The organism is Streptomyces sp. 2-1 (assembly GCF_048564895.1).
GTDB classification, from domain to species: Bacteria; Actinomycetota; Actinomycetes; order Streptomycetales; family Streptomycetaceae; genus Streptomyces; species Streptomyces phaeochromogenes.
The window spans coordinates 6,711,210-6,727,964 of sequence record NZ_CP183383.1; the positions used below are offsets into that span (position 1 = coordinate 6,711,210).

The following is a 16,755-nucleotide window of genomic DNA, read 5'->3' on the forward strand; positions in this document are numbered from 1 at the left end:
CCTCCGACACTTCCGCTTTTTCCGGCGTATCCCAATGAAGGGTGCATCCTTCATTGAAGACTTCACCTCGCAACCGTTGACAGTGGGTTCTGTCCGTCGGAGACTCACCGTAGTTAATTGGTGAAGTTTGATTCACTGGGCGAACAGAATGAAGGTCGCTCACTTCAGTTTCGTGGCGCGAAGGGGCGAGGCGATGCGTACCACCGTCGGGATCATCGGGGCCGGGCCGGCCGGGCTGCTGCTGGCGCGGCTGTTGCACAACGCGGGGATCGACTCCGTCGTGCTGGAGAGCCGGGACCGGGCCTATGTGGAGCATCGGCAGCGGGCCGGGATCCTGGAGCAGGGGACCGTGGACGTGCTGCGGGCCGCGGGTGCCGGTGAGCGCATGGACCGTGAGGGGCTGCGGCACGACGGCATCGAGCTGCGGTTCGACCGGCGGCGGCACCGGGTCGACTTTCCCGCGCTGACCGGTGGGCGGTCCGTGATGGTCTACGCCCAGACCGAGGTGTGCAAGGACCTCATCGCGCTTCAGCTCAAGGAGGGCGGGCCCCTCCTCTTCGAGGCGGAGGCCCTCGCCGTGGAGGGGGCGGACGGCCCTGCTCCGCGGGTGCGGTTTCGGCATGAAGGGCGTGAGGAGGTGCTGGAGTGCTCCTACGTCGTCGGGTGCGACGGGTTCTGGGGGGTTGCCCGCAAGGCCATTCCCGCCGAGCTCACCCGGGTCTTCGAGCGGACCTACCCGTTCGGGTGGCTCGGGATCCTCGCCGATGTGCCTCCCTCGCACGACGAGCTCGTCTACGCCCGGCACGACCGCGGCTTCGCCCTGCTGTCCATGCGGTCGCCCGTCGTCTCGCGGCTCTACCTCCAGGTGCCCGAGGGCACGGACGCGGAGGAGTGGGGGGATGCCGAGATCTGGGACGAGTTGGAGCGGCGGTTCGAGACCGGGGACGGGTGGCGGCTGGAGCGGGGGCCCATCACCCAGAAGTCCGTCACGCCCATGCGCAGCCATGTGCACGAGCCGATGCGGTACGGGCGGCTCTTCCTGGCCGGTGATGCCGCTCACATCGTGCCGCCCACCGGTGCCAAGGGGCTGAACCTCGCGGTCGGTGACGTCGTCACCTTCGCGCGGGCCCTGGCGTACGAGCAGGAGACCGGGTCGGCGGAGTTGCTCGACGCGTACTCCGAGACCTGTCTGCGGCGGGTGTGGCAGGCCGAGCGGTTCTCGTACGAGATGACGACGCTGCTGCACCGGCCGGCCGACGCGACGCCCTTCGAGGACCGGATCCAGCTCGCCCGGCTGGCGCGGATCGCCGGCTCGCGGGCCGCCGAGCAGGACCTCGCCGAGGGATACACCGGCTTCCCGCTGGAGTGAGACACCCCGGAAGAGGGAACCGGAACAGTGCGTACCGGCGTTGTAACGGTGCGGGGAATGCCGGGTCTCGGCCTGGTGTTCCCGGTCACAAGAGGGGAAAGATCCTCCCCAGGCACTAGAGGCTTTCTTTTGCCTACCCATTACTCTTGAGCCAAGGCCACGCAGGGTGGCCATGGAGGAGTGAAATGAGGAGCAGCAACCCGGTCTTCTCGCGACGGGGGTTCAGCCGCGACAACGGCTACGCGGGCTTCAACACCGCGCCGCAGGCCGGGGGCCCCGCTGTCGGAACGCAGGGGAACCCGTACGCGGGCACCCCGCACGCCCCGCAGGGCGGCAACCCGTACGCGCAGAATCCTTACGCCCCGCAGGACCTCCAGCACGGCGCACCGCCGCAGGCCCCGCCCGCCGCCGGCCGTATGACGATGGACGACGTCGTCACGCGTACGGCCATGACGCTCGGCACGGTCACCGTCGGTGCCGTGCTCGCGTGGGCCCTGCTGCCGGTCACGTCGAGCAGCTTCGGCCTGGCCATCGGCTCCGCGCTCATCGCGATGGTCTTCGCGCTGGTGCAGGCCTTCAAGCGCAAGGCCTCGCCCCCGCTGATCCTGGCGTACGCCGCCTTCGAGGGCGTTTTCCTCGGCGTGATCAGCGAGATGTTCAACAGCCGGTGGAGCGGCGCGCCCTTCCAGGCCGTGCTCGGCACCCTCGCGGTGTCCGGTGCGACCCTGCTCGTCTACAGGGCGGGCTGGATCCGTGTCACCGCCCGGTACGCGCGCATCGGCATGGCCATCGCCATCGCCTTCGTGCTCGTCATGGCGGTCAACCTGCTGCTGGTCGTCTTCGGTGTCGCCGATGACGGCGGGCTGCGGAGCATGGGCCCGCTGGGCGCGATCGTCGGCATTCTCGCGATCGTCCTCGGTGCGTTCTTCCTGACGCTCGACTTCAAGCAGATCGAGGACGGCATCGCCTACGGTGCCCCGCGCGACGAATCCTGGCTGGCCGCGTTCGGCCTCACCATGAGCCTCGTGTGGATCTACCTGGAGATGCTGCGCCTGGTCGCGATCTTCAGCGGCAACGACTAGCAGGCAGAGCAGAACCCGCAGTCGGAAGGGCCCGCGAACCACGGTTCGCGGGCCCTTCCATTGTTTCGTCCGTCATTTTCGGGTGCTGGAGCTGAGCGAAACCGCTCAGAGCAGTTTGCGCGCGGCCCTCCTCAGGTCGTACTCGTGAATGATCGCCTTGGCGTGGCCGTACGCGAGGTTGTGCTCGGCGCGGAGCCAGCTGACCTTCTCCTCGAAACGGAAGAGGGCAGGGCCATCGTCGACAGTGCGCAGCCAGTCGGAGATCTCACGACCGGTGCAATGGGGGATGCGGGCGAGCAGATTGCGATGGGTCTCCTCGGAGAAGACTTGGGACATCGGCGCCTCCGGACGCATGGGATGTAAGCCGGTCCTTCAAGTCACCGTGCCTGAGCGTTGGCCTGTTGGCAACAGTCCAGATGAGGCGCGTAGGGTCGGCGCGTGCTTGATACGACGCCTTTGACGCGGGCCGTGGAACATTTCGCCGACCGGTTGCGGGCCGCTCCGCAGAGCCGGTTGCAACGGGGGGCCGCCGCGGAAGCGCTGGGGCTGGCCAGGGAGTTGGCACTGCGTGCCCAGCGGTTGGAGGATCCCTTGCGGGAGCCTCTGGAGATGCCGGACGCGGGGATGTTCGCCGCGGCGGACCAGATCACTCTGGCTGGGAATGACTTGGCTGTTGTGCTGACCTCTGAGGACGGCGTCGCGGATGCGGTGCGCGTTGTCGAGGAGGCGCAGAAGAGGGCGGGGGTTTGAGGTTCGCCGGCGACTGTCGTTGCGTCGTGGCTGGTTGCGCCCACGCGGCGGAGCCGCGTGATGTCACAGCCCCGCGCCCCTGACGGGGCGCGCGGTTCCCTGCCGCTGAGCGGCTGGAGGGGCTACAGCGAGGCTATGACCCGGTCCGCAAGGACGTAGACGTTCTCGTCCGCGCACTCGAAGGTCAGGGCGTAGGCGCCTGAGACTCCGGAGCCGCCCAGGAGGACCGGCGGGTGGCCGGTGCGCAGGGAGTCCGCGAGGCGTTCGGCGGTTTCGCGGTGGCCCGGGGTCATGCAGAGGGTGGTGCCGTCGGCGAAGACGTAGACGTCGAGCGTGCCGAGGGGGCCGGGGCGGATGTCGGTGAGTTCCGTGCGGGACTCGGCCAACTCCTCCAGGCAGGACACCGTGCGTTCGTGGTCGTTCACGACCGGTGACTGGACCGGTACGAAGTCCGGGTGCGAGGGGTGACGGCGGCGGGCCGCGGCCAGTTCGGGGGAGTCCCCGGCGAACTCGTCGGCGTCGGCGGCGGGCTCGGTCACCGGCTCCAGGTGTTCCAGGCCCGCGAAGTCCGACTGGCGCGGCAGGAACAGATCACTGTCCGGCAGGCCGAGCAGGGTGGGCGAGTCCGAGGCGTCACGCGCCTCCTGAGCGGCCCAGAACGCGCGGGCCTCGGCGAGCTCCCGCTCCCGCTCCTCGGCGAGCGCCTCGGCCACGGCGGCGCGTATCTCGTCCGTGTCCGTGGTCGAGCGCGCCGACGGCACGAGGCCGCGGACGGCCGTGGCCTGGCTCTCGGCGAGCTGGGTGTGCAGGGCCGCCACCTGTCGGCGCAGCGCCAGCAGGGTGCGCAGAACGGCGACGCCCACGGCCGTGGTGGTGGCTGTGGCGAGCAGCAGAGCAAGAAACGTGGTGCTCACTGACGTACTCCCGGTTCAAAGTCGACCCCCGACTTCCTACATCAGCTTGAAGGGCGGACTAACCAGCTGTCAGTGCGTAACGTCACGAAAGGGACAGGACTTTAGGCCTGATGTTTGGTTGCGTAACGGCTCTGACCTGCGTAAATCCCTCTCCGGAGGGAGATAGGTCACATCCTGGGGGAGATTGGATCACAAATCGGCCCGTAGCCCCGGTGGTTGCGGGGTTCCGGGCCGATTCGGTCACGCTGAGTTCAACTGCGGTTACAGCGGCGGTGCTTCGGTTCGGGCGCCGGCGGCTGTGGTGGATCCGGTGACTAGCTCAGGCGCTCGATGACCATCGCCATGCCCTGGCCGCCGCCGACGCACATCGTCTCCAGACCGAACTGCTTGTCGTGGAACTGGAGGGAGTTGATGAGCGTGCCGGTGATGCGGGCGCCGGTCATGCCGAAGGGGTGGCCGACCGCGATCGCGCCGCCGTTCACGTTCAGCTTCTCCAGCGGGATGTTCAGGTCGCGGTAGGAGGGGATCACCTGGGCGGCGAACGCCTCGTTGATCTCGAACAGGTCGATGTCGTCGACGGTCAGGCCGGCGCGGCCCAGGGCCTGCTTCGACGCCTCCACCGGGCCGAGGCCCATGATCTCGGGGGAGAGGCCGGTGACGCCGGTCGAGACGACCCGGGCGAGGGGGGTCAGGCCGAGCTCGCGGGCCTTGGTGTCGCTCATGATGACGACCGCGGCGGCGCCGTCGTTCAGCGGGCAGCAGTTGCCCGCCGTGACGAGTCCGTCCGGGCGGAAGACCGGCTTGAGGCCCTGGACGCCTTCGAGGGTGACGCCGGCGCGGGGGCCGTCGTCCTTGGAGACGACCGTGCCGTCCGGGGTCGTGACCGGGGTGATCTCGCGCTCCCAGAAGCCGTTCTTGATGGCTTCCTCGGCGAGGTTCTGCGAGCGGACGCCGAACTCGTCCATGTCCTGGCGGGTGACGCCCTTGAGACGGGCGAGGTTCTCCGCGGTCTGGCCCATCGCGATGTACGGGTCGGGGACGATGCCGTCCTCGCGCGGGTCGTGCCAGTTCGCGCCCTCGCTGGCGGCGACCTCGGCGGTGCGGGCCTCCGCGTCCGCGAAGAGGGGGTTGTGCGTGTCCGGGAGGCTGTCGGAGTTGCCCTTCACGAACCGGGACACCATCTCCACGCCCGCCGAGATGAAGACGTCGCCCTCGCCCGCCTTGATGGCGTGCAGCGCCATGCGGGTCGTCTGGAGCGAGGAGGAGCAGTAGCGGGTGATGGTGGTGCCCGGGAGGTGGTCCATGCCCATCTGTACGGCGACGATCCGGCCGAGGTTGCTGCCCTGCTCGCCGCCGGGGAGGCCGCAGCCGAGCATCAGGTCCTCGATGTCCCTGGGGTCGAGCTCCGGGACCTTGGCCAGGGCCGCCTGGATGATCGTGGCGGTGATGTCGTCGGGGCGCAGGTCCTTGAGGGAGCCCTTGAAGGCGCGGCCGATGGGGGAGCGGGCGGTCGAGACGATCACGGCTTCGGGCATCTACGGCTCCATTGGCGTATGGCGTAACGGGGGTGTAGGCGGACCTGCCTTGGAAGTTACCCGTACGTATGGGCGAGGTCACGGGTGTGGGTGTGTGACTCGGACCGCATTTGTCTAAGCGCTTGCTTTCCTCGCCCCCGCCGCCCTTACCCGTCCCGTCCCTGGGGGCTGCCGCCCCCAGACCCCCGCTTATCGGCCTGAACGGCCTCGTCCTCAAACGCCGGACGGGCTGATGGCGTCGGCCTGGGCCGCAATGTATTTAGCCTCTCCGGCGTCTGAGGAGCGGGGGTTCGGGGGCGGAGCCCCTGAGTCAGGGACGGGAACGGGTAAGGGCGGCGGGGGCGAGAAAATGCCCGGTCAGGCCGTCGGCTCTCGGGTAGTCGTCGGCGACGGGTCCGTCGCCGGGACGCGGTGGCGGCGGCGGCGTTTGAGGAGGGCCCAGGGGGCACGCGGACCCGTGGGCATGGCCGCGGTGACCTCCGTACCCGCCTCGGACGCGGCCTCCGCAGCAGCCCGGGCCACCGGCAGGAACCCCTCCCGACGGGAGACGTCCGGACGCTCCTCCTCCGCCGGCCACAGGCCGAGCGCCGCGCACACCGTGGGCAGCACGGCCATCGCCGCCGTCGCGTACCCCTCGGCGGACGGGTGGTAGTTGTCGGGCCCGAAGAGCTCCCGCGGATTCGCCGCGAACTCCGGCCCCAGCAGGTCGCCCAGCGACACCGTCCGCCCGCCCTGCTCCACGGTCCCGATGGTCTGGGCGGCCGCGAGCTGCCGCGAGGCCCGCCGCGCCAGCCACCGCAACGGCTGCTGGACCGGCTCGATGGTGCCCAGGTCGGGGCAGGTGCCCACGACCACCTCGGCACCGGCGGTACGCAGCCGCCGTACCGCCGCAGAGAGGTGACGGACCGAGCGCGTCGCCGGCATCCGATGCGTCACGTCGTTCGCGCCGACCATGATCACGCACACGTCGGGGATCCCGTCCGGCTCCCCGAGAACCACCGCGACCTGGCGGTCCAGGTCGTCGGACTGGGCGCCGGGCAGCGCCACGTTCCGCAGCCGCACCGGCCGCTCCGCCACCGCCGCCAGCCCGGAGGCGAGCAGCGCCCCAGGCGTCTGACGGGCCCGGTGCACCCCCTGCCCCGCCGCCGTGGAGTCACCCAGCATCGTCAGGCGCAGCGGTTCCTCGGAGCCGGCGTACACATACCCGTACAGCCCGTCCGCGCTCGGCGGATGGGGGCTGTGGCCGTTCCCCACCTGGCGCTTGGCCAGCTGGACCTCGGCCAGTACCACTCCGACCGTCGCCGCGCCCAGCAGACCGATCCCGCCGCCGCCGTACGCGGCGCCCGCGGCGATCCGGCGTGCCACCCTCGCTCTCGACAAGCTCGTCATGCGTAGCCGCCACCTCCTCTTTGCCGTACACCCACTGCTTGCCCCGTACAGACCGTCGGCCAATCTCAACGAGACGTGAACGCCCAGGAGGGGGCTTAGGCTGACGACACCACCCCAACCACTTCTTTTCAGCTCCGGAGACAACGGTGCAATTCCACGACTCGATGATCAGTCTCGTCGGCAACACCCCGCTGGTGAGGCTCAACAGCGTGACCGCCGGCATCCAGGCGACCGTCCTCGCGAAGGTCGAGTACTTCAACCCCGGCGGTTCCGTGAAGGACCGCATCGCCCTGCGCATGATCGAGGCCGCCGAGAAGAGCGGCGCGCTGCAGCCGGGCGGCACGATCGTCGAGCCGACCAGTGGAAACACCGGTGTGGGCCTTGCCATCGTGGCTCAGCAGAAGGGCTACAAGTGCATCTTCGTGTGCCCCGACAAGGTCAGCACCGACAAGATCAACGTCCTGCGGGCGTACGGCGCCGATGTCGTCGTCTGCCCCACCGCCGTTGATCCCGAGCACCCCGACTCGTACTACAACGTCTCGGACCGGCTCGTGCGGGAGACCCCGGGAGCCTGGAAGCCCGACCAGTACTCCAACCCCGACAATCCCCTCTCGCACTATCACTCCACCGGCCCCGAGCTGTGGGAGCAGACGGCGGGCCGCATCACCCATTTCGTGGCAGGCGTGGGGACCGGCGGCACCATCTCCGGCACCGGGCGGTACCTCAAGGACGCCAGTGACGGGAAGGTCCAGGTCGTCGGCGCCGACCCCGAGGGGTCCGTGTACTCCGGCGGCTCCGGGCGCCCGTACCTCGTGGAGGGCGTCGGCGAGGACTTCTGGCCGACCGCGTACGACCGGACCGTCGCCGACGAGATCGTCGCCGTGTCCGACAAGGACTCCTTCCAGATGACCCGGCGGCTCGCCAAGGAGGAGGGGCTGCTCGTCGGCGGCTCCTGCGGCATGGCCGTCGTGGCCGCGCTGCGCGTCGCCGAGCGGCTCGGCCCCGACGACGTCGTCGTCGTGCTGCTGCCCGACAGCGGGCGCGGCTATCTCAGCAAGATCTTCAACGACGAGTGGATGGCCGACTACGGCTTCCTGGAGGACGAGGGCCCCAGCGCCCGCGTCGCCGACGTCCTGAGCGACAAGGTGCACGGGGCCATCCCGTCCCTCGTCCACATGCACCCGGACGAGACGGTCGGCGAGGCCATCGAGGTGCTGCGCGAGTACGGCGTCTCGCAGATGCCGATCGTCAAGCCCGGCGCCGGTCACCCGGACGTCATGGCGGCGGAGGTCGTCGGGTCCGTCGTCGAGCGCGAGCTGCTCGACGCGCTGTTCACCCAGCGCGCCTCGCTCTCCGACCCGCTGGAGAAGCACATGTCGGCGCCGCTGCCCCAGGTCGGCTCCGGTGAGCCCGTGGGCGACCTGATGACCGTGCTCGGTGGCGCCGACGCGGCGATCGTCCTGGTCGAGGGCAAGCCCACCGGTGTCGTCAGCCGGCAGGACCTGTTGTCCTTCCTGGCCAAGGGTGGACGCCAGTAGGAACGTCCGGTGAACTGCGCACCCCGGAGGGGAACTTCCGGTGTGAGCGATCACGGCGGAACTTCGTGGAAGTGGTACGAGCGCGTCACGTCCGCGCAGCACACGCTTAACACGCGTCCGGCACATTGGTGGATGTCGGCAAGGGCGGGAGCGGCTCCCCGCCCCGGCCGGCACCGAAACGGCGCCAAGGACCTCCGGAGCGGCTCCCGGACCTCCATGGACGCCACGGACGCGTAAGCCCGGCCCTGACCCGGCCCGCGTCCCTCGCGGGGACCGCCGTCGTCCCGCCCCCCGGTATCGGGGGTGCGGCGGTCCCCGCGCAAGCTCGCGAAGGGCCCGGTACCTCTACTGGTACCGGGCCCTTCGACGTTCCCCGTGCTCCCTGAACTCTGTGTACGTCGTACGTGTCGTGCGTGCTGTACGTGTCATGCGTGTCGTGCGGATCCTGTCGTCCCCGTCACTCCTCCCACTCGCTGTCCTGGGAGGACTTGCGGCGGCGGCCGAAGAAGTTCGGTGAGTTGCGTGCGGCCTGGACCACGTTGACCCCCACGATGCCCGCCCAGGCGACCAGGAGGCCGGGCAGTTCCGCGACCCCGCCGCCGATCGCGGACAGGGGGATCGCGAGGACCATCGAGACGATGCCGAAGCCGAAGCGCTCGCCGAAGGAATCGGAGGATCCCTGCGGGGAGCGCGAGCCCCGGGCCACCACCATCTGCTGTTCCGCGAGCTGACGACGTACCCGGCGGTCGACCGCGCCGTCCAGGCGCTGTTCTACCTTTTCCAGGAACGAGTCGACGAGCGCGGACTCGTACTCTTCGCCCAGTTCCTTGCGTGCGTGCAAGGTGGCGTCGAGTTCCTTCTTGAGTTCGGCGTCGCGGGCTTCCATACCGGTCATATCTCAACGGTAGAGAGCCGGGGCCCGGTTGGCACGGGGGTTAGCCCCCCTGTCGCCGTTGGGTTGTTCCCCACCAGGTGGGGCCGCCGGTGACGGGTCCCGCCGCCTCGGGCCCTACTTCGTCAGGCCCTTCTCCTTCGCGTACGCGTTCGCCACGTCCTCGGGGTCCTTCTTGTCCTTGTCGACCTGGCGGTTCAGCTCGGTGAGATCCGCGGTGGTGAGTACGTTGCCCAGCTCGGCCAGGGCCTTGCGGACCGTCGAGTCGGCCTTGCGGTCGGCTATGAGGGGGACGATGTGCTGGCCGGGGATGAGGTTCTTGGGGTCGGTCAGGACGACCCACTTGTTGGCCACGATGTCGGTGTCGGTGGTGAAGAGATTCGCCACGTCCACGTCACCCTTCTTCAGGGCGCCCTTCACCAGCGGCCCGGAGGAGTCGAGGGACTTGAACTCCTTGAACTCCACCCCGTACACGTCCTTCAGGCCCACCGCGCCGACCTCGCGCTTCTTCACCTCGGGCGCGGCGCCGATGACGAGCTTGCCGTTCTCCTTCTTCAGGTCGGCGAGGGAGGACAGGCCGTACTTGTCGGCCGTCTCCCGGGTGACGACGAACGCGTCGGAGTCCTCGGCCATGCCGTACGGCAGCACCTGGAGCCCGGCGGGCAGCGCCATCGCGAGGGCGTTCTGCATCTCGCCCTCCTCCGTCGCCTCCGCCTTGGGGGAGAGGTAGTGCAGGAGGGCGCCCTGGTACTCGGGGAGCAGGTCGATGTCCCCGCCCTTGAGGGCGGGGATGAGGATCTCGCGGGTGCCGAGGTTCGGGCGGACCTTCGTCTTCACACCGGCGGCTTCCAGTACGGCCGCGTAGAGGAAGCCGAGCACCTGGTTCTCGGTGAAGTTGGCGGTGCCGATGGTGACACCGTCCTTGCTGGACCCGCTCCCGCCACCGGCACTGCCCCCGCCGTCGAGCGAGGTGATCCCGCTGCTGCAGGCGGCGAGAGCGGGAACGGACGCGGCGGCGAACAGCCCGCCGAGGAGGGTACGTCGATTCATGGGAGGAAGCTCCTGAGGGGAGTTGCAGAGGTCAGGGGGCGCGCCCCTTCGGGGGTGCGGGGCTGTGACAACGTGCGGGTCCGCCTACGCGGGGCGATGACGGAACAGCACCCGCTGGAGGCCGCTCAGTCCCAGGTCGAGAACGACGGCGACCAGAGCCACAAGCACCGCACCCCCCAGCACCTGCACAAGGTCCCGCTGGGCGAGCCCGTCGAACACGTACCGGCCCAGCCCCCCGAAAGAGACGTACGCCGCGATCGTGGCCGTCGCCACCACCTGGATCAGTGCCAGCCGCAGGCCCGTCATGATCAGCGGGAGCGCGAGGGGCAGTTCGACCTGGAACAGGACCTGGTGCCAGCGCATGCCCTGGCCGCGTGCCGCGTCCTTCACGTCCCGGTCGACGGCGGTCATCCCCGCGTACGTGTTCGTCACGATCGACGGGACCGCGAGGGCGACCAGCGCCACGTACACCGGCCACATCGACAGGCCGCTCGCGAGGAAGACGAGCACGACCAGGCCGACGGTGGGCAGGGCGCGGCCGAAGGACGCGAGGTTGATCGCGAGGAACGCGCCCCGGCCCGTGTGGCCGATCAGCAGGCCGACGGGGAGGGCGATCGCGGCGGCCACGAGGGTGGCGAGGAGGGAGTACTGGAGGTGTTCGGCGAGGCGGTGGCCGATGCCGTCGGGGCCGGTCCACTGCTCGCCGCTGACCAGCCAGTCGCCGAGGTCCTTGAAGAGTTCGTACATGTCAGGCTCGCCGCCTCGTCCACGGGGTGAGTACGTACTGGACGGCCACCAGCAGGGCGTCCGCGACCAGGGCCAGCAGGAGCGTCAGGACGACGCCGGCGATGACCGGGGTCGGGAAGTTGCGCTGGAAACCGTCCGTGAAGAGCTGGCCGAGGCCGCCGTCGCCGATGTACGTGGCCACGGAGACCAGTGAGATCGACATGACCGTGGCGATACGGACGCCCGCCATGATCACGGGGAGTGCGAGGGGGAGTTCGACCGTGAGGAGGGCGCGCAGGGGGCGCGTGCCCATGGCCTTCGCGGCCTCCTTCGTCTTCGCGGGGACCGAGTCGAGGCCTTCGACCGTGTTCCGCAGGAGGACGACGAGGGTGTAGATCGTCAGGCCGACGACCGTGGTGGTGCGGGTCAGGCCGGAGACCGGGAGCAGCAGCACGAACACCGCGATGGACGGGATCGTGAAGAGGACGTTCGACAGGCCGAGGAGCACGCCGCGCAGGGGGCGGATCCGGTGGGCGACCACGGCCAGCGGGAGGGATATCAGCAGGCCGAAGAAGACCGCGGACAGGGCCGCCTGGAGGTGCGAGACGGTCAGGGTGGTGAGGTCGTCGGTGTGGTCGCCTATCCACGACCAGTCGATGGTCACGAGGCCACCCGGGCTTCCGCGTGGGCCTGGCCCGCGTGCTGGTGGATCTCGTCGCGCGAGGTCACACCGGTGAGGGCGCCGTCGGCGTCGACGCGGGCCACGAGTCCGGTCGGGGAGGCGATGGACTCGTTGAGCGCGGCGAGCAGGGAGTCGGTGTCGCGCAGCGGCCGTACGGGGAGTTCGGTGTCCCCGGTGCGCCAGTGCAGGGGCCTGCGGGCCGCGTCGAGGGCCAGTTCCCAGGTGCCGCCCTCGGGGGCCGGGGCCTGGGGTATGTCCTTGAGCGGGGTCAGGGACAGGAGCTTGAGGCCGCGCTCGGCGCCCAGGAAGTCCGCGACGAAGTCGTCAGCCGGGCGGGCCAGCAGCTCGGAGGGGGTCGCGCACTGGACGAGGTGGCCGCCGGTGCGGAAGATCGCGATCTGGTCGCCGAGCCGTACCGCCTCGTCGATGTCGTGCGTGACGAAGACGATGGTCTTGCTCAACTCCTTCTGGAGCCGCAGCAGTTCGTCCTGGAGCTGGGTGCGCACGACCGGGTCGACCGCGCCGAAGGGCTCGTCCATCAGGAGCACCGGCGGGTCGGCGGCGAGCGCGCGGGCCACGCCGACGCGCTGCTGCTGGCCGCCGGAGAGCTGGTGCGGGTAGCGCTTCCCGGACTCGGCGGTCAGACCGACCGTCTCCAGGAGCTCGGCGGCCCGGGCCCGTGCCTTGCGGCGGCCCCAGCCGAGGAGCAGCGGCACGGTCGCGATGTTGTCGAGGACCGTGCGGTGCGGGAAGAGGCCCGACTGCTGGATGACGTAACCGATGGAACGGCGCAGGTCGGCGGCATCCTGGTCCAGCACGTCACGGCCGCCGACCCGGATGGTCCCGGAGGTCGGGTCGACCATGCGGTTGATCATTCGCAGGGTGGTCGTCTTGCCGCAACCGGAAGATCCCACGAGGACGGTCACGCCGCCTTCTGGCATCTCCAGGGAGAGGTCGTGGACCGCTGTGGTGCCGTTCGGGAAGCGCTTGTGGACCGCGTCGAACTGGATCATGAGGTGTCCCTTGCCCGGCTGCATATCGTCATGCAGAGTTCTCTGTATCTGAATAGGTTGTCAACGGTTCGGTGTTAATCGCCGGTTACTTATGACCGTCAGGCAAGATCGAACGTCCGGATTGAGGGGAGTTCGCGCTCTATGTCGTCTCGGGATGTGGACACGCCGGGTGCGGTGACCACCGGCCTCGTGGTGCTGGACGGTTGCAGCACCGGTGTCGCCGACGTCGTACGGCTCGCCGACGGGACCGCACGGCCGGTTCCGGGCACCGAGGCGATGAAACGCGTCGAGGAGTCCTGGGACGCCGCCCGGCGGATCGCCGCGACCGGGCGGGTGTACGGCCGCTCCACCGGAGTCGGCGCCAACCGGAACGAGGACGTGCCGACCGAGGCGGCGGCCGAGCACGGACTGCGTCTGCTGCGCAGCCACGCCGGCGCCATCGGTGAGGAACTGCCCGCCCGGCAGGTCAGGGCGATGCTCGCCGTCCGCGCGAACCAGCTCCTCGCGGGCGGCGCGGGCCTGCGGCCCACCGTCGTCACGGCGCTGTGCGAGGCGCTGGAGGCCGGGGCGTACCCCGTCGTGAACGAGTTCGGCTCGGTGGGCACCGGGGACATCGCGGCGCTCGCGCAGCTGGGGCTGGCGCTGGCCGGGGAGCACCCCTGGCGGGGCGCGGACGCGTCCACCGGTGTGCGCGCGGTCGTGGGCGCGGGTGCCTCGGGGAGCGTGGGCGGCGGCGTGCTCGGCGGGGCGATCGCCGGTGCGGCCACGGGTGCGGTCGCCGGTTCGCCGGAGTCCGTGGGCGCGCCCGAGCCCCAGCCGCTCGACAACAACGACGCCCTCGCGCTGATCAGCAGCAACGCCCTCACCCTCGGACAGGCGGCCCTCGCGCTGCACGAGCTGCGCGGGCTCATCGGGGCCACACAGGTCGTCGCCGCGCTGTCACTGGTCGCGGTGGACGGCTCGTACGAGGCGTACGCGGCGCCCGTGCACGCCGCGCGTCCGCACCGCGGTTCGAGTGAAGTGGCCCGCCGCATGCGGCAGTTGATCGGCGCCGCCGACCACCCGACGCCGCCGCTCGGCCGGATCCAGGACCCGTACGGATTCCGGTGTCTGCCGCAGATCCACGGGCCCGCGCACGACGCGGCCGACGCGCTGGAGGAGGTCCTCGCCGTCGAGATCAACGCGGCGGCCGAGAACCCGCTGATCTGCGCCGAGGACATGGCCGCCTACCACCACGGCGGCTTCTACCAGGCCCAACTCGCCCTGGCCCTGGACCACTTCAGGCTCTCCCTCACCCAGGTGGCCCGTCTTTCGACCTCACGCCTGTCGACCCTCAACGAACCGTCCTACACCCGGCTGCGCCCCTTCCTCGCCGACCACGAGCCCGCCTCCTCCGGCGTGATGATCCTGGAGTACGCCGCCGGCGCCGCCCTCGGTGATCTGCGGGCCTTCTCCGCGCCCGCCTCGCTCGGCCACGCTGTACTCTCCCGGGGCGTCGAGGAGCAGGCCAGCTTCGCCTCGCTCGCCGCACGTCAGACGCTGCGCGCGTGCGATGCGTACCGGCTCGTCGTGGGCTGTGAACTCGTCGCCGCCGTACGGGCGTTGCGGCAGCGCGAGCTGCGGCCTGATCCGGAGCTGCCGGTGGCGCGGGCGCTGGAACTCGCCGAGTCGGTGCTCGACGCGGACCCGACCGACCGGCCGCTCACGGACGACGTGACGGCGGCGGCGGCGCTGCTCGACCGGTTCACGGACATCTGGAGGGGGAGCACGGCATGAGCGTGGACGGGAACATGAGCGTGAATATGGGCATGGACAGTGACATGGACACGGGCATGGGCACGGACATGGAGACGGGCCTGGACGGCGGGGCGGGCACGGACGACGGGAGCGCGGGCGTGACGGACAGTCCTGCCGGGCGGCTGCAGACGCTCTTCGAGGGCCACCGGCTCACCCCCACCCAGCGGCGGATCGCGCACAGCATGGTGCGGCGGGCCGCCGACGTGCCGTTCCTGTCGAGCGTGGAACTCGCGGAGCTGGCCGGGGTCAGCCAGCCGTCCGTCACCCGCTTCGCCGTGGCCCTCGGCTTCGACGGCTATCCGGCGCTGCGCAAGCACCTGCGCGAGGTCACGCCCGCCGAACCCGCGGCGGACACGGGCTCGTACAACGAGTACCAGCAGGCCGTCGAGGCCGAGATCGAGAACCTGCGCCATCTCGCCTCCGTGCTCGCGGACCCGCGTCCCGTGGAGCGGGCGGGGCGGCTGCTCGCCGCCTCACGGCCGCTGCTCGTGCTCGGACTGCGGGCAGCCGCGTCCCAGGCCTACGGCTTCGCCTACTTCGCCGCCAAGGTCCATCCGGACGTACGGCTGCTGCACGAGGGCGGCACGATGGTCCACGACCGGATCGACTCGGCCGTACGCGCCGGGGCCACGACCCTGCTGTGCTTCGCGCTGCCCCGGCATCCGCGGGAGGTCGTGGACACGCTGGCCTACGCGAAGGAGGCCGGGCTGACCGTCGTCACGGTCGCGGACTCGGCGTTCGCGCCGGTCGCCAAGGTGTCCGACCTGCTGCTGCCGGCCGCCGTCGGGACCGGGCTCGCCTTCGACACGGCGTGCGCGCCGATGCTCCTCGGGCGGGTGCTCCTGGAGGCGATGTGCGACGGGCTGCCCCAGGCGCAGGCACGCCTGGAGGAGTTCGACGCGCGGGCCGCCGCCCGGGGCCTGTTCGTCGAGTAGTGGTACCGCGTCACCTTTTTCGGTCCGCTCTCAGACGGGTCTCACTTTTGCTCGCTAACCTGCGTGCCCAAATGAGGCGTCGTCGAGTCGGTGAGGAGCGGATCGTGACGCGCGGAGGGCAGGGACTGGCACGGGTGGCCGTCGTCGTACGGGCCGGGGCGGCACCGTTGTGGTGGCTCGGAGTGATCTCGGCGGGTGTGGGTGTACTGGTGCCCGGGATCACCGGGCGCCGGATCGGGGTGATGGCGGGAGCCGCGCTCTTCCTGATCACCGCGGCCGTGGTGGCCGTGGTACGGCACAAGCGGTACACGGCGCTGGTCGGCGGGGCCGCCCGGGCCGGGAAGCACGACGTGCTCCAGGACCGGGCCGTGACGGTACGGAACTGGCGGCGCGGGCACCGGTGGTGGCTGCTGCTCGCCCTCGCGGGAGCACTGGGCTCGGCGTTCGCCGTACCCGCGGCCGGCGGGATGTTGCTTGCCGGAGCTGGGGCGGGCCTTCGCCTCAAGGCGGCCCGGATCGGCCGGCTCGAACGGGCCGCCGAGTCGCTCGTCTGGGTCCGCGTCGACTGGCTCGGACGCGGGGCAGGCGTTCCGGCGGGCAAGCAGGTCAAGGGCTATCGGGCCACGGGGATCGCCGCGGGCGACGCCGCGCCCGGTGGGGCGCGGCGTCGGGGTGGCGTGCTCGTCTGAGCCTCGGAGCGGGGTCAGACCTCCAGGTCCGCCTCGATCCTCTTCAGTTGATGCCTGGCCATCGCGAGGTTGGAGCGCTTGGCGTCGAGCACCAGGTAGAGGAAGAGACCGTTGCCGCCGCGGCCCTTCATCAGGCGGATCAGGTGGTACTGGTCGGAGAGCGTGATCAGGATGTCCTCGATCTCGCCCTTGAGCCCCAGGTGCTCCATGGTGCGGATCTTGGCGCGTACGACGTCGGTGTTGCCGGCCGCCGCGACCGTGAGGTCGAAGCCCTTGCTGCCGCCGATCGTGCCGAGTGCCATGCCGCTGGTGTAGTCGACGAGAGCGGCTCCGGTCGCGCCCTCGATGGAGGCCAGGGCCTCTTTCAGAGAGGTTTCGGTGTTCGCCATGGTCG

At 70.3% G+C, this 16,755-nt stretch carries 17 protein-coding genes; 7 read left to right on the forward strand and 10 right to left on the reverse strand.

Annotated elements, in window-relative coordinates; genetic code table 11:
- The first annotated feature begins 193 nt into the window (after positions 1-193).
- Together ACN20J_RS29705 and ACN20J_RS29710 are read left to right on the forward strand one after the other, a co-directional pair.
- A complete protein-coding gene (locus ACN20J_RS29705) occupies positions 194-1,369 on the forward strand; it encodes a 4-hydroxybenzoate 3-monooxygenase (protein ID WP_419667211.1) in 1,176 nt (391 codons plus the stop codon).
- 185 nt (positions 1,370-1,554) lie between these two features.
- On the forward strand, positions 1,555-2,451 hold the full coding sequence (locus ACN20J_RS29710; protein WP_189837140.1) for a Bax inhibitor-1/YccA family membrane protein: 897 nt from the start codon (positions 1,555-1,557) through the stop codon (positions 2,449-2,451).
- Between the two features lie 105 nt (positions 2,452-2,556).
- On the opposite strand, the gene ACN20J_RS29715 is transcribed toward ACN20J_RS29710, so the two are convergent.
- On the reverse strand, positions 2,557-2,787 hold the full coding sequence (locus tag ACN20J_RS29715) for a DUF4287 domain-containing protein (RefSeq protein ID WP_055612668.1): 231 nt from the start codon (positions 2,785-2,787) through the stop codon (positions 2,557-2,559).
- Between the two features lie 102 nt (positions 2,788-2,889).
- Between ACN20J_RS29715 and ACN20J_RS29720 the strand changes: the two genes are divergently transcribed.
- Entirely contained in the window at positions 2,890-3,201 is a 312-nt protein-coding gene (locus ACN20J_RS29720) for a hypothetical protein (RefSeq protein WP_190229166.1), read from the forward strand.
- A gap of 122 nt (positions 3,202-3,323) precedes the next feature.
- On the opposite strand, the gene ACN20J_RS29725 is transcribed toward ACN20J_RS29720, so the two are convergent.
- From ACN20J_RS29725 to ACN20J_RS29735, 3 genes are all read right to left on the reverse strand, one after another.
- Positions 3,324-4,115: a hypothetical protein gene (locus ACN20J_RS29725; RefSeq protein WP_189837142.1), complete on the reverse strand. Its 792-nt coding sequence runs from the start codon at positions 4,113-4,115 to the stop codon at positions 3,324-3,326.
- A 314-nt stretch (positions 4,116-4,429) separates the two neighbouring features.
- Entirely contained in the window at positions 4,430-5,650 is a 1,221-nt protein-coding gene (locus tag ACN20J_RS29730; protein WP_189837143.1) for an acetyl-CoA C-acetyltransferase, read from the reverse strand.
- Positions 5,651-6,007: 357 nt separating this feature from the next.
- Positions 6,008-7,039: an SGNH/GDSL hydrolase family protein gene (locus ACN20J_RS29735; RefSeq protein ID WP_190229510.1), complete on the reverse strand. Its 1,032-nt coding sequence runs from the start codon at positions 7,037-7,039 to the stop codon at positions 6,008-6,010.
- A gap of 146 nt (positions 7,040-7,185) precedes the next feature.
- Here ACN20J_RS29735 and ACN20J_RS29740 point away from each other — a divergent pair, with 146 nt between their 5' ends.
- A complete protein-coding gene (locus ACN20J_RS29740; protein ID WP_189837145.1) occupies positions 7,186-8,577 on the forward strand; it encodes a cystathionine beta-synthase in 1,392 nt (463 codons plus the stop codon).
- A gap of 457 nt (positions 8,578-9,034) precedes the next feature.
- On the opposite strand, the gene ACN20J_RS29745 is transcribed toward ACN20J_RS29740, so the two are convergent.
- From ACN20J_RS29745 to ACN20J_RS29765, 5 genes are all read right to left on the reverse strand, one after another.
- Positions 9,035-9,463, reverse strand: a complete 429-nt coding sequence (locus tag ACN20J_RS29745; protein WP_189838385.1) for a hypothetical protein — start codon at positions 9,461-9,463, stop codon at positions 9,035-9,037.
- 123 nt (positions 9,464-9,586) lie between these two features.
- Positions 9,587-10,519, reverse strand: coding sequence for an ABC transporter substrate-binding protein (locus ACN20J_RS29750; RefSeq protein WP_189837146.1), 933 nt, complete (start codon positions 10,517-10,519; stop codon positions 9,587-9,589).
- A gap of 84 nt (positions 10,520-10,603) precedes the next feature.
- Positions 10,604-11,266 (reverse strand): ABC transporter permease, encoded by a 663-nt coding sequence (locus ACN20J_RS29755; protein WP_189837147.1) that lies wholly within the window; start codon positions 11,264-11,266, stop codon positions 10,604-10,606.
- A 1-nt stretch (position 11,267) separates the two neighbouring features.
- A complete protein-coding gene (locus ACN20J_RS29760) occupies positions 11,268-11,909 on the reverse strand; it encodes an ABC transporter permease (protein WP_055617530.1) in 642 nt (213 codons plus the stop codon).
- Positions 11,906-12,940, reverse strand: coding sequence for an ABC transporter ATP-binding protein (locus ACN20J_RS29765; RefSeq protein WP_189837148.1), 1,035 nt, complete (start codon positions 12,938-12,940; stop codon positions 11,906-11,908). Before ACN20J_RS29765 ends, ACN20J_RS29760 begins: the two co-directional genes overlap by 4 nt.
- Before the next feature lie 141 nt (positions 12,941-13,081).
- On the opposite strand from ACN20J_RS29765, the gene ACN20J_RS29770 reads away from it, so the two are divergent.
- The 3 genes from ACN20J_RS29770 to ACN20J_RS29780 all read left to right on the forward strand — a co-directional run bounded on the left by ACN20J_RS29770 (position 13,082) and on the right by ACN20J_RS29780 (position 16,361).
- Positions 13,082-14,716, forward strand: coding sequence for an aromatic amino acid ammonia-lyase (locus ACN20J_RS29770; RefSeq protein ID WP_361904372.1), 1,635 nt, complete (start codon positions 13,082-13,084; stop codon positions 14,714-14,716).
- A gap of 68 nt (positions 14,717-14,784) precedes the next feature.
- Positions 14,785-15,672, forward strand: coding sequence for a MurR/RpiR family transcriptional regulator (locus ACN20J_RS29775; RefSeq protein WP_419668986.1), 888 nt, complete (start codon positions 14,785-14,787; stop codon positions 15,670-15,672).
- Between the two features lie 104 nt (positions 15,673-15,776).
- Positions 15,777-16,361, forward strand: a complete 585-nt coding sequence (locus ACN20J_RS29780; RefSeq protein WP_419667212.1) for a hypothetical protein — start codon at positions 15,777-15,779, stop codon at positions 16,359-16,361.
- 14 nt (positions 16,362-16,375) lie between these two features.
- Here the strand turns inward: ACN20J_RS29780 and ACN20J_RS29785 are convergent, their stop codons facing one another.
- Positions 16,376-16,750 (reverse strand): hypothetical protein, encoded by a 375-nt coding sequence (locus ACN20J_RS29785; RefSeq protein ID WP_055617533.1) that lies wholly within the window; start codon positions 16,748-16,750, stop codon positions 16,376-16,378.
- Positions 16,751-16,755: the final 5 nt, after the last annotated feature.

Excerpts from the sequence above, each read along its gene's own strand:
- ACN20J_RS29735 (WP_190229510.1), bottom strand. The coding sequence starts at position 7,039 with ATGACGAGCTTGTCGAGAGCGAGGGTGGCACGCCGGATCGCCGCGGGC.
- ACN20J_RS29750 (WP_189837146.1), bottom strand. The coding sequence starts at position 10,519 with ATGAATCGACGTACCCTCCTCGGCGGGCTGTTCGCCGCCGCGTCCGTT.
- ACN20J_RS29765 (WP_189837148.1), bottom strand. The coding sequence starts at position 12,940 with ATGATCCAGTTCGACGCGGTCCACAAGCGCTTCCCGAACGGCACCACA.
- ACN20J_RS29710 (WP_189837140.1), top strand. The coding sequence starts at position 1,555 with ATGAGGAGCAGCAACCCGGTCTTCTCGCGACGGGGGTTCAGCCGCGAC.
- ACN20J_RS29755 (WP_189837147.1), bottom strand. The coding sequence starts at position 11,266 with ATGTACGAACTCTTCAAGGACCTCGGCGACTGGCTGGTCAGCGGCGAG.
- ACN20J_RS29705 (WP_419667211.1), top strand. The coding sequence starts at position 194 with ATGCGTACCACCGTCGGGATCATCGGGGCCGGGCCGGCCGGGCTGCTG.
- ACN20J_RS29745 (WP_189838385.1), bottom strand. The coding sequence starts at position 9,463 with ATGGAAGCCCGCGACGCCGAACTCAAGAAGGAACTCGACGCCACCTTG.
- ACN20J_RS29730 (WP_189837143.1), bottom strand. The coding sequence starts at position 5,650 with ATGCCCGAAGCCGTGATCGTCTCGACCGCCCGCTCCCCCATCGGCCGC.
- ACN20J_RS29715 (WP_055612668.1), bottom strand. The coding sequence starts at position 2,787 with ATGTCCCAAGTCTTCTCCGAGGAGACCCATCGCAATCTGCTCGCCCGC.
- ACN20J_RS29770 (WP_361904372.1), top strand. The coding sequence starts at position 13,082 with ATGTCGTCTCGGGATGTGGACACGCCGGGTGCGGTGACCACCGGCCTC.
- ACN20J_RS29775 (WP_419668986.1), top strand. The coding sequence starts at position 14,785 with ATGGAGACGGGCCTGGACGGCGGGGCGGGCACGGACGACGGGAGCGCG.
- ACN20J_RS29785 (WP_055617533.1), bottom strand. The coding sequence starts at position 16,750 with ATGGCGAACACCGAAACCTCTCTGAAAGAGGCCCTGGCCTCCATCGAG.